Source organism: Pseudoalteromonas sp. SW0106-04 (assembly GCF_001293805.1).
Lineage (GTDB): Bacteria > Pseudomonadota > Gammaproteobacteria > Enterobacterales > Alteromonadaceae > Pseudoalteromonas > Pseudoalteromonas ruthenica.
The window spans coordinates 1-12,617 of the sequence record NZ_BCAI01000028.1; the positions used below are offsets into that span (position 1 = coordinate 1).

General features: G+C 44.8%; 11 protein-coding genes. 1 reads left to right on the forward strand and 10 read right to left on the reverse strand.

Features of this window, described 5'->3' with window-relative positions; translation table 11 throughout:
• Positions 1-57: 57 nt before the first annotated feature.
• The 9 genes from W04_RS18555 to lrp form a co-directional block, all read right to left on the reverse strand.
• Entirely contained in the window at positions 58-465 is a 408-nt protein-coding gene (locus W04_RS18555) for a hypothetical protein (RefSeq protein ID WP_053911923.1), read from the reverse strand.
• Positions 466-586: 121 nt separating this feature from the next.
• Positions 587-1,096, reverse strand: coding sequence for a hypothetical protein (locus tag W04_RS18560; protein WP_053911924.1), 510 nt, complete (start codon positions 1,094-1,096; stop codon positions 587-589).
• A gap of 568 nt (positions 1,097-1,664) precedes the next feature.
• Complete coding sequence (locus W04_RS18565) at positions 1,665-2,084, reverse strand: MAPEG family protein (protein WP_053911925.1); 420 nt, start codon at positions 2,082-2,084, stop codon at positions 1,665-1,667.
• Between the two features lie 102 nt (positions 2,085-2,186).
• A complete protein-coding gene (gene serS / locus W04_RS18570; RefSeq protein WP_053911926.1) occupies positions 2,187-3,482 on the reverse strand; it encodes a serine--tRNA ligase in 1,296 nt (431 codons plus the stop codon).
• An 8-nt stretch (positions 3,483-3,490) separates the two neighbouring features.
• Positions 3,491-3,874 carry a fluoride efflux transporter CrcB gene (gene crcB, locus W04_RS18575; protein WP_022944185.1) on the reverse strand — a complete coding sequence of 128 codons (384 nt, stop codon included), beginning with the start codon at positions 3,872-3,874 and terminating at the stop codon, positions 3,491-3,493.
• Positions 3,861-5,144, reverse strand: coding sequence for a replication-associated recombination protein A (locus W04_RS18580; RefSeq protein WP_053911930.1), 1,284 nt, complete (start codon positions 5,142-5,144; stop codon positions 3,861-3,863). Before W04_RS18580 ends, crcB begins: the two co-directional genes overlap by 14 nt.
• A gap of 46 nt (positions 5,145-5,190) precedes the next feature.
• Complete coding sequence (lolA, locus tag W04_RS18585) at positions 5,191-5,835, reverse strand: outer membrane lipoprotein chaperone LolA (protein WP_053911927.1); 645 nt, start codon at positions 5,833-5,835, stop codon at positions 5,191-5,193.
• Between the two features lie 9 nt (positions 5,836-5,844).
• Positions 5,845-8,472, reverse strand: a complete 2,628-nt coding sequence (locus W04_RS18590) for a DNA translocase FtsK (protein WP_053911928.1) — start codon at positions 8,470-8,472, stop codon at positions 5,845-5,847.
• Between the two features lie 124 nt (positions 8,473-8,596).
• Positions 8,597-9,076: a leucine-responsive transcriptional regulator Lrp gene (gene lrp / locus W04_RS18595; protein WP_022944181.1), complete on the reverse strand. Its 480-nt coding sequence runs from the start codon at positions 9,074-9,076 to the stop codon at positions 8,597-8,599.
• Between the two features lie 141 nt (positions 9,077-9,217).
• Between lrp and ald the strand changes: the two genes are divergently transcribed.
• Positions 9,218-10,339 (forward strand): alanine dehydrogenase, encoded by a 1,122-nt coding sequence (gene ald / locus W04_RS18600; RefSeq protein ID WP_022944180.1) that lies wholly within the window; start codon positions 9,218-9,220, stop codon positions 10,337-10,339.
• Positions 10,340-10,592: 253 nt separating this feature from the next.
• Here ald and W04_RS19015 read toward each other — a convergent pair.
• Positions 10,593-12,617: hypothetical protein (locus W04_RS19015; protein ID WP_053911929.1), on the reverse strand; the 2,025-nt coding region annotated here is incomplete at its 5' end.

Sequence of the window (12,617 nt, forward strand, 5' to 3'; positions counted from 1 at the left end):
ACGAAGGAGCGCAAGCCAAGCGTTTTGCGTCCAATTGCCATAATGGCCTTGTTATATTTACTTTATTTGCACACTCGTTGGTTCTTCATTTCTTAGTTCTGACAAATTTTTATCGAAGTCTTTTGATACTTTAGAATACCAATACTCAAGTAATTTAGAATTACAGTTGCTATCAAGAAGCGGTTGAATTGATTCTTCAGCCATTTCTAGTGTGAGTTCGGGATCGCCAATAATTGAGTTGAATTTTTTATACGATACCCGTGTTTTTTCTAAAGTTAATTTATTAATTTCTTCAATTTGCTTTTTCGTCAATGAATAGGATGTACTGCATTTGGAGTCTACCAACGCAAAAGTAACGTCATACATGTTTAGGTTGCCAATATATTTGGCTAAACGAAGAGCTTGCTGATCTGCATGAGCACTCGATGCGATCATAAAAGAAAGTATAAATTGACTAAACTTCAACGGGTGAACTCCATGTAAATATAACGCCGTGCTAAACGGCACAAAATGCTTGGCTAAAATTTGCGAGGAACGAGCACAGCCAAGCTTTTTGTGTCCGCCCTTTAAGCACTTTGTTAAGTTACTAATACTCTAAGCAATATACGCCTGCTTCACTAGCCCATTTTTTAATTTCAGATATGACACTATCGTTTTGAATGTAAAAAACATTCGTGTAATCCCAACTTTCAAAATACACTGCATTAAATTCGGGTAGAACTAATTTGCAGAATTTATCTGATGAATCGTTATCACCTGCTGGCTGTAGGTAATCTAACATAGCTTCTTGAGAGCCAAATTTTCTAAAGCATGGGTAACACTTATCCCATTTACCTTTGAATTTGAAATTAAGCACTTCAGTATTTGCTGCCATTACTTTAGCAAAATTGTACAAAGCTTCATTTCTCTGCAAATGCTCTTCTCTTGAAGGGTAATCATTTTGAAACTCTTCACGAGTTAACCAATGATCAAAAACCGATACTGCTATTCTTTCATAGTGAGATGAATCTTCGGCGCCGTAAATTTTAAATAGTTCTGGGAAATTGGAGTTAAGCTCCTTTTGCCTATATTTACTTAGATTTATAAATTTACGCACGTCCTATCCTAGTAACTTAACAGCTTATTAGTGAGACCTTACAAGGTTTGCTACCTTGTAAGATAGGAGGTGGCCTATGATGTATAGACACACTAATGAAGCTTCAAAAAATTAAATTAAATCTTACACTAATAGAAGTAATCACATTTCACAACAAGAAGGCTGCACCCCTTTATACGTTACAGCGAAACTTAAACGGTGATTTAAGTCACAAATTTCGATAGTTGAAAGCCTGCGGTACATAAGCTGGAGTTGTTTAAAATTAACCGAATTCATTATCATAGAGTCTTTGTAGGTGGCAAGCTTTGGAAGGAGCGCATTGGCTGGTACAACACCCTAGCTGGTGTTAGGAAAGTACTACCCACAACAAGTTAGAGATTAATATTGGTCACTCGCTCAAAAAAGCCGGTAACTAAGGAAAAGTGGCTTATATTAGTTCGAATTTGCCACTGCCCCCAAACCGTTCTAATAAAAAAGCGAGTGAGTTTACCTCCACCCGCTTTCAGAACTCCTTTCCTTCTTCATAGGTATTTAACTGTTACACGCTCATAGCAGTACACCCAAAAGATTAAAAGAATAAGATTTCCAGTGTGAGTAGCACGAGCATCACGATATTCGCGAGCCAGCCGATCATAAAGAAGTAACTTCGGGGGCTGGGGTTGGATTCAGTGGCAATCACGTAGTAAAGCAGCATATGAACGACTCTAGCGGCGACAAATACTGCGCTGGCAATAGCGAAGATGGGCCCTGACACCCCCAAGTGCAGACCGACCAAAGCACAAACAATATAGAGTGGCGCGTTTTCTAATGTATTTTGAAACGTTCGGTGGGCACGAAAAATAAATGAGTCGTGAGACAGGTTATCATCAATTTTTCCAGGCACGGCGTTATCGGCCCTCGCCTTTACAGTTGATGCCACAAACCACTGCGCTACCAACATCCAGGCAAACAACACCAATGACACCAAAATAACCGCAGAATAGTCCATACTTTCTCCTTGTAACTTGCTTTGTATTAGCTACGGTCAAGGCGTGCGGTGCGATCAAAAAAGGCCGCTAAAAATGCGGCCTTTTCAATAAGCTACTGATAATTACGCAGCACTGATACGCTCTAACCCACCCATGTAAGGGCGCAGCGCCTGTGGCACTTCTATACTGCCATCCGCCTGTTGGTAATTCTCCAAAATAGCCACTAACGTACGGCCCACGGCTAACCCTGAACCATTGAGTGTATGCAACAGCTCTGGTTTTTTCTCGCCCGCGCGACGGAAACGCGCTTGCATACGGCGCGCTTGGAAGTCGCCCATATTTGAACAAGACGAAATTTCGCGATAGGTGTCTTGTGCTGGCAACCACACTTCTAAGTCATAGGTTTTCATTGCACCAAAGCCCATATCGCCGGTACACAACACCACTTTACGATATGGCAACTCAAGCGCCTGCAAGATTTGCTCGGCATGAGAAGTTAGATCTTCCAGTGCCTGCATTGAGTCTTCAGGTTTAACCAATTGCACTAACTCAACTTTATCGAACTGGTGCTGACGAATTAAGCCCCGCGTATCGCGGCCATAGCTGCCCGCTTCACTACGAAAACACGGTGTATGGGCAGTCATTCGTACTGGCAGCTCTTTTTCTTCAAAGATTTCATCACGCGCACAGTTCGTCAGTGGCACTTCAGCGGTAGGGATCAGGCTGAAGCCATCATCGTGATCACCCAGTTTCTCTGTGTGGAATAAGTCTTCTGCAAACTTAGGTAGCTGACCTGTGCCTAACAAGCTGTCTTTATTCACTAAATAAGGCACATACATTTCGGTATAGCCGTTTTTATCGGTGTGCGTATCGAGCATAAATTGCACCAACGCGCGATGCATGCGCGCGATTTGCCCACGCATTACTGTAAAGCGGGCACCCGAGAGCTTCACCCCGGCTTCAAAATCCAGCCCTTTATCCAGCGCTTCGCCTAAATCAACGTGGTCTTTAACCTCAAAGTCATAGCTTTTTGGCTCACCCCAGCGGCTCACCTCGACGTTGTCGTCTTCATCGTTGCCCGCAGGAACATCTTCTGCTGGCAAATTAGGCAGGCCTAAGGCAATGTCTTTTAATTCATTGAGGACGGCATCTTGCTCTTTTTTGGCATTTTCGAGCTCATCACCTAAGTTGGCAACGGCATCCAATAAAGGTTGAATATCTTCACCCTTCGCCTTCGCTTGACCAATGGCTTTGGAACGGGAGTTACGCTCGCTTTGTAATTCTTGCGTTTTAGTCTGTAGCGCTTTACGTTGTTCTTCGAGTTGTGCCAGTTTCGCTACGTCTAATTCAAAGCCACGTGCCTTTAAACGGGCTGCTGTTTGCTCTACGTCCTGACGAAGATACTTTGAGTCTAACATGTGAGTTTTTAACCTTTTTGCGTTGTTAGCATGAGGCCTATCCAAGCCATAAATATACACATCCCCACATTAAGGAGGACGTTTAACGCCACTTTCAACCACTGCCCTTGCTGAAGCAACAACAGCGTATCCATGGAAAATGTAGAAAATGTTGTCAGCGCGCCCAAAAACCCGACTCCGAGTGTGACGCGGTGCGGATGCGATAGCATTTCGCGATCCAACAGGCCATATAATATGCCCATTAACAATGAACCGAGAATATTAACCGCCAGCGTGCCAAAAGGGAATCCCTTAGGCAGCAGTTTTAGTGCTAATTCACTTATACCAAAGCGGGCGCAGGCACCCAAGGCCCCGCCAATGGCAATAAAAAAGTAGGTACTAAGAGCGCTCATAGCGCTTCCTGTCACTTTGCGCATCACGCTCTTGCAAATAAGCAAGTTTATCACTAATGCGTTTTTCTAAACCACGATCGCTCGGGTGATAATAGCGGCTGTCAGCAATCTCCTCGGGGAAGAAGTTCTCGCCTGCTGCATAGGCTCCCGGCTCGTTGTGGGCATAGCGATAATCCTCGCCGAAGCCCTGCTCTTTCATTAATTGCGTGGGCGCATTGCGAATGTGATAAGGCACATCGAGGTGAGCGGTCTCTTTCGCATGACGTTTGGCCTCATTAAAGGCCATATATACGGCATTACTTTTCGGCGCACTAGCTAGGTATAAGGTGGCTTGAGCTATGGCTCGTTCACCTTCGCTGGGGCCAACGCGGTGAAAAATATCCCAAGCATTCAGCGCCACCTCCATCGCTTTGGGATCTGCATTGCCGATGTCTTCGGTGGCAATCGCTAATAGCCGCCGCGCCACATACAAGGGATCGCCTCCGGCGGTGAGAATACGGCAATACCAATACAATGCCGCGTCCGGCGCAGAGCCGCGCACTGATTTATGAAAAGCAGAAATCAAATCGTAGTAATGATCGCCCCCCTTATCGTATTGAGCAACCATTTGCGGCGCGACTTGCTTGAGCACCGCCTGATTAATACAGCCTTGGTGTTGCTGCGCCAGATTTGCCGCCACTTCCAGCAGATTAAGTACACTGCGAGCATCGCCATTGGCGCTGTGGCACAACTGCTCAAGGCTATCGGGCTCGATGGTCACGCCTTGCTGGCGAAGAATGTCATCCTGTTGCAGGGCCTGATTCACTACTGCCTGCAAATCTTCTGCTGACAGCTTTTTTAGCGTGTACACTCTGGCGCGCGACAGCACGGCGTTATTCAGTGCAAAAGAGGGGTTCTCTGTGGTGGCGCCAATAAAGATGAAGGTGCCGTTTTCAACATGCGGCAATAGTGCATCTTGCTGCGACTTATTAAAGCGGTGTACTTCATCCACAAACAATAAGCTGCGTTTGCCTTGTTGTTGCAGCAAGTCGCTGGCACTGGCAACGGCCTCACGGATATCTTTCACCCCGGCGCTGACCGCTGACAACTCCAAAAACTGGGCATCACTGTGGTGCGCAATAATATGCGCCAGCGTGGTCTTACCGACTCCAGGTGGCCCCCACAAAATTAAGCTGTGACAGTGGCCACTTTTAATGGCCTGATACAAGGGTTGCTCTGTGCCTAATATGTGGCTTTGGCCGATGTACTGATCCAATGTGTGTGGGCGCATGCGCGCCGCCAACGGGCGCACATCGGGGGCAAAATCTAGGGAGAAATTATTCGCCACGGTTTATCTCGGCTTGTGGCGCACGCTGGTCATCAACAAACACGTGCTCAGGAATGGTAAATTCAAACACGCTGTCATCAATATCAACATTGCGCTTGGGCGCATCAAAATGAAAGTGTGAACGCTGACCTGATTGGTCAAGCACCTCAAGCGCCGCAACTTGTTGCTGCTCATCAAAATGCAACGTCAGCTTTTCTACTTGCGCATCTTCAGTATTTTTCGGAGTAATCTCAAAGCCGGCTTCGATGTGCTTGATACTAAACTGCTGCCACAACTCGTCATCTTCTGTGGTGAGCAGAATAAACGGCGTATTATCAATTAGTTTAGAGGTATCCAGTACCGTCACTTGCTCGGCGAAAGGGTCAAAGTAATAGCTATCAACCCCGTTGGATACAAACAAGGTTTCGTCTGGTTGTTGTTGCTCCCAACGAATTTTCCGTGGTTGTTCTAGTTGCAACGTGCCTTTACTTTCACTCACCAGCTGCCCCTGCGGGTCAAACACTTGCTGTGAAAAAGCCGAGCTGAGCGAGTCCAAACCCTTTAGCTGTTGTTGCAGCATCTGTGCGTCGTCGGCAAAAACCGTAGATGAAAACAGGGCGACACTTGCCACTGCGCTATATAAAAATTGTTTCATATTACTTCCTTAGCCAGCGTTATTCTTAACTAGCACTTCGCGGGCGCCATTATGGCCGGGCGAACTGACTAAACCGGAGTGCTCCATTTGTTCAACCAATCGCGCCGCGCGGTTATAACCAACACGCAGTTTACGCTGTACACTTGATACCGACACACGACCACTTTCAATAACAAAAGCGCAGGCCTCGTCATACAGTGGGTCTGATTCATCGTCGCCGTCTTCGGATGTTTCCCCTGGCAGCAATACGTCTTCGACGGCGTCACCATTGAGTATTTCATCCACATAATCAGGTTTACCTCGGGCCTTCCAATCACTCACAACCGCGTGAACCTCATGGTCGTCAACAAAGGCGCCATGAACACGGATTGGCACACTGGTCCCGGGTGGTAAATACAGCATGTCACCCATGCCTAAAAGATGCTCGGCCCCTTGTTGGTCAAGAATAGTGCGCGAGTCTATTTTCGAGGACACCTGAAACGCCATACGTGTAGGGATATTGGCTTTGATCAGGCCGGTGATCACATCCACCGATGGACGCTGTGTAGCCAATACCAAATGAATGCCTGCAGCCCGTGCTTTTTGTGCGATTCGGGCAATGAGCTCTTCCACTTTTTTACCAACAATCATCATCATATCGGCGAATTCATCAATCACCACGACAATGCTGGGTAACTTGTCTAGCTCTTGCGGCCCATCAGCCATGCCATCTGTATCTTTGAACAAAGGATCTAAAATAGGTTCCCCTGCGGCTTTAGCATCAAGCACTTTTTGGTTGTAGCCCTTAAGGTTACGCACCCCTAAAGCCGACATCAATTTATAGCGGCGCTCCATTTCACCAACACACCAACGCAGTGCATTGGCCGCTTCTTTCATATCAGTAACCACTTCACACAGTAGGTGTGGGATCCCCTCGTACACCGATAACTCCAGCATTTTCGGGTCGATCATGATCATGCGCACATCTTCTGGTGGCGATTTATATAGCAAGCTTAAAATCATCACATTAACGCCCACTGACTTACCCGAGCCGGTGGTACCCGCTACCAACAAGTGCGGCATTTTGGCTAGGTCTGCAACCACAGGTTGCCCGGCAATGTCTTTACCTAACACCATGGTCAGTGGCGATTTATTTTGCTCAAACTTAGGAGCATTAATCACTTCTGATAGGCGCACAATTTCGCGGTGTTTATTAGGCAGCTCAAGACCGACATAGGTTTTCCCTGGGATCACCTCGACCACACGGACACTGACCGCAGATAACGAGCGTGCTAAGTCTTTCGACAAACCGGAGATTTTCGCGACCTTTACACCCGGTGCTAAATCGAGTTCAAAGCGTGTAACTACCGGACCAGGATAAACTCCAACAACCGACGCTTGTACGCCAAAATCTTGCAGTTTGCTCTCAACTAACCGAGAGACAGCCTCGAGCTCTTCTTCAGAAATGGGGTTTTTCTGTTTATCCGGCCTATCAAGTAAATCCAACGAAGGTAGCGGCTCCATGGGCGGCTTTTCTTCTAATAGCTGTTCGAATTTCTCTTTGGCTGTTGGCGCTTTTTTGTGTGCCACAGTGGTTGTTGCCACTGAATTGTTGGTCTCTTTGTGCGCTGATGTATCAGCCGTATTTGCCCCTTTATTTTGGGGCTGTGTACTTGGGGTTGCCTCGGTGGGCGCTTGGTCTAGCTCGTTGAGCGCGCTGACGGTATCAAAGCCCTCATCATCAATGGCGCTAAAATTCATCTCATCGCCGAGCATGGCATCAATATCATCAAATGCCGGATGTTGTTTAGGCGCCTCTTTAGTAGCGTTCTGCGTATCACTGTCACTGCTTTGTTCCTGCCAAGGCTCTTTTTTAGGTTCAGGCGCAAACATAGCCGCAGCTTTATCTAACAATGATTTGTTTTTATCAGCTTCAACTTCTGTGTCGGCGTTATCGCTTTTAATTTCTAGCTTTGGCTCGTGAGCGCTCTGCGTCGCTTCCACTTGTGGATTTGGCTCATTGGCCAAGCTGCGCTGCTCTGCTTCAGCAAACTCACTTTGGTATTGGCCACGTTTGCTTTGCAACCATTGCCAGACAAACAAGGCCGCTTTCATAACATACGCGCCCAAGGTATCAACAAATTGAACCCAAGAAACACCTGTAAGTAAGGTCATACCAGCAAAGAAAAAGCATAATAATAGGATTGAGGTACCCGTGAAATTAAATGCTGGCATCATCGCACCGGCAATAACATCCCCCACTACCCCGCCGGAAGAAAAATAAAAAATATCGTCAAAATTAATGGAGCTAATAGCGCAAGCGCTTAATGTGAACAGTACTAGCCCGATGAGGCGCAGCGCCAAGGTAACATAATCTAAGCTAAGCACTCTGTGGGGGCGTTTAAAAACGAGATACCCAAACAGTTGAATGGCTGCGGGAACTAAAAACGCCAACCAACCAAAACTAAATAATAAAATATCCGCCACCCACGCACCCGCAGTGCCGGTGATATTTTTAACATCGACAAACTCACCTGTTTGCGACCAGGACGGATCGGCTGGGTCAAAACTCACCAGCGCACACAAAATAAAAATGGCTAGCGCGGTGCTGACTATTAAGCCAGTTTCAAGCAGTCTTTGGACACCATTTAGGCGCATATTCCATTATCCTTATTCTTTCTTTCGATACTACAGCGCATTACTCTTACCTTATCAATTCTCAGCTGAATATGCACTGGGTTTATAATCAGTAATTGTAATCGGCACGAGCATTAACGGGCCCTTAAGGAACTTGTGGACGGATAATTAATGCCTCTTCACCCTTTACTTCTTCCATGACCACATAAGTGCGGCTTTCGCTGATATTGGGTAGCTTCAGCAAAATATCGCCAAGCACCTGACGATACTCAGACATATCGGTCACTCGTGTTTTCAGCAAAAAGTCGAAGTTCCCTGATACTAAGTGGCATTCCACAATCTCATCGTGCTTTTTTACCGCTTGGTTAAATTCGTCAAACACATCGGGAGATGTTTTGGTAATGGTCACTTCCACATACACCAGCAGCGCCTGACCGAGCTTGGCGGGGTCGACCACCGCTTTGTAACCACGAATATACCCTTCACGCTCAAGTTTTTTCACGCGTTCCAAACAAGGGGTCGCACTGAGGCCAATTCGTTTTGCCAATTCAACGTTGGAAATACGGCCATCCCGTTGCAATTCGACTAAAATTTTACGGTCGATGCGGTCTAGTTGTGTATACATAGTTAATGAAAGTGGATTTATCTAATTTTACTTTGATTTAAGTGTATTCAACTGGCTTGAAAATGTAAAACAGTGAGACACACTATTTAGGCATAAGTACAATAGTGAAAAATTTTCCTGTTCACAAAAGGTATAGTAACTATGATTATTGGTGTACCAAAAGAGATAAAAAACCATGAGTACCGTGTTGGTATGATCCCAGCCAGCGCGCGTGAGCTTATCAACCATGGTCACGAAGTCATTGTTGAAACGAATGCTGGTTTAGGCATTGGTTTTACTGACGAAGATTACATCGAAGTAGGCGCAAAAATCTTACCAAATGCGGCAGATGTGTTCGCCCAAGCAGAGATGATCATCAAAGTAAAAGAGCCGCAAGCTGTTGAGCGTGCGATGCTACGCCAAGATCAAATCTTGTTTACTTACCTTCACCTAGCGCCAGATTTACCACAAACTGAAGACCTAGTGAAAAGCGGCGCTATCTGTATCGCATACGAGACCGTAACCGATGCTAAAGGCGGTTTACCGCTACTTGCGCCAATGTCAGAAGTGGCGGGTCGTATGTCTATCCAAGCTGGTGCTCAGGCACTTGAAAAGTCAAAGCAAGGCCTTGGCATGTTGCTTGGTGGCGTACCAGGTGTTGAGCCTGCTAAAGTTGTGGTTATCGGCGGCGGTATGGTTGGCCGTAACGCAGCCCAAATGGCTGTCGGCCTAGGCGCTGATGTGACCATTTTAGACCGTAACGTTGATGTACTACGTAGCCTTAACGCTCAGTTTGGTTCGCTTGCTAAAGTAGTGTATTCAACTGCCGACGCGCTAGAGAAGCACGTACTGGATGCCGACTTAGTGATTGGTGGCGTACTTATCCCAGGTGCTGCAGCACCTAAGCTTGTGACTGCTGAGCACATCAAAGCAATGAAACCTGGTGCCGCAATTGTTGACGTAGCTATCGACCAAGGTGGTTGTATTGCGACTTCAAAGCCAACCACTCATGACGAGCCAACATACATTGTTGATGACGTAGTTCACTACTGCGTTGCGAATATGCCAGGTGCAGTACCGCGTACATCAACTTTCGCGCTTAACAACGCGACATTGCCGTACATCATCAAGCTGGCTAACAAAGGCTACAAGCAAGCACTTCTTGAAGACGAGCACTTCCTAGAAGGCCTTAACGTCATCAAAGGTAAAGTAACTTATAAAGAAGTTGCTGAAGCATTTGATATGGAATACCTTGACCCACGCACTGCGGTTGAGAGCCTATAACGACAAGTTATAAGTAACTAAATATAAAGGGCAGATACATTATCTGCCCTTTTTTATTGCCGATTAAAAACTATTCCAGATTATCTATGACCCTACCCCGAATAACGCGAAGCTTGTAAGCCATTAATCATAAAGCTCTATACTCAGTGGCTGTTAATTAAGAGGAAGATGAGACGGTCGGATACACTCGTTTTGGACAAAAGTGAGTTACAGGTGAACCGTAAATTGATAGCCTAGAAATTATCTAGATTTCTCAGGAGTTATCACAATTAAAATGTTCTGCACTTTCCCAGACTTTAGAATGCTCTATAACTTCTAGAAATTCTTTGCCACTAAACCCATTTTTGTACAGTGAGTGCGCTTCGGAAACAAGGTTCATCTCCTCACCTGACGCTAGTGATGACCGGAGTTTTTGTTCTTGGTTACATAAGAAGTGGGCATTGTCGGCTAATGCAATAAGAAGCTCTTCTATTGTTACTTTCATAAAACCTGAAAAATACTCATGGTCAAATTCAATGGATGTGTCGGCAATAAACCCAACTACGTTGGGAGTTTCGGTAGTTAACTTTAAAGTTTTTCTAAGCTGATCATCTATTTGAATCTCCCTTATTATTGCATCAACTTTCTTCCTCACTTGTATACCTGCTTTGCGTAAAGTTTTATCTCGATGATAAAAGATTTCAGACTTAGTCGTTCTGCAATACGTAGATTTAACTTCGATAACAATCACGATGTTATCTATTACACAAATTAAATCTATTTCCCCAGCTTCTGATCCTCCACAGCTTTTAGCGGTAAAGTTTTTTAACACTGAGAACCCTCTGAGCTTGAATTCATCACCTAGCTGGTTTTCGATTCTTGTTGTCTCATCCTTCAATGAGCTACGTTGGTTTGCAAATCGGCGTAGATTATTTACAGCATTAACTGAACTTATTTGAGCTGACATTAGCCAAGGGAGTTGAACACAATAACTACCCATTTTAAAGACAGGTTTTTCAGTTAGTTGTTGAAGTTCAATAGGCGGTGAGGCTTTCAAAAGCGCACTGCCTTTTTTCAAATCAAGGCACCAGAAATCTAAAATTGCTTTAGCTGCATTGATATTGCCATTAGGGAAATCATCCGATACCGTCCAGCCGACAATACTGTTGACCTTATCTTTCCAAAGCGACCATGTGATGGGGAATCGATTTTGTCCTGTCGTTAGTCCTTGTATGGCAACTAATCCAATGGCTTTCTTCCAATCACCTACCTCTGCATACTCTCGATCAAATGCTTCGATATACTCCTTGAAATAAAAAGATATCATTAGCTCTTGAGCTAGTAGTGCTTGAAACAGATTGACGTTGAATCCTGAACTAACAGTCACGGATGATGTAAATCCATACACTCTCTGAAGTTCAAGTAAACTTGCTATTGCTTTGACGTAAGCTAATTGGTTTCTTTCATGGTTCTCACTTGTTCCAATTTGTTTGGATGCCATACCAGAATTTATGAACTCATCTACTGCTAAATTAAACCAATAACCCTTAAGCGCTTTTTGTCGATTTCCATTCCGCTCCCATGTATCGTCTAAATCACTATCTAGATGCGTCAATGTTAAACGTTCATTTTTGACCGAAAAAAGAAGCGAATCATCAAAACAGAATGGATAAACACTCTGAGATATAAACTCATCAAGTTCCACTTGAGCTTGCACTAATTGACTGAAAACCTCTAAAAAAGCCTCTGCTCTAGAATTATCTTCATTTGAAGGAAAAATGAGAGGAGCAAGATATTTCTTTAAAGACTGTGAAATCTTTAAATCGTTTAAGGTAAAACTTTCATTTGATACATGTCTCAGCTTCCATTGCATTAATTTTGTTAACGCTCTTATCTGTGAATCTGCACTTATGAGCCCACCGTCAAACGAAACAGCCTGTTCCTTTAAGTGTTTAAATGAGTAAGCAGCAGATAATGACATCAACTCAAACAAAGTTAAAGTCTGTAACGGTTCGCTGAATTCCTTTACTAAATTTAGCCTGTCTTTATGTGCTGATTGGAATGCTTCGCATATAGTGATGAGTTCTACTAGTTCATGTGGGTTTTGATTGGCTAGTGTTCTAATCTCGTTCCACTTTGCATGCTCTTTCTTTAAAACCAATTGAGAACGACGAATTGCAGTACGAATAGTCACTGGAGACTCTGCGTAAATCTTAGTCATTAAGTTGAAGTTTTTGGCGATATCCTGTGCGAAATAGCGTGTTAACGCGAGTATGAAAATATCAGTTTTATATGTTGA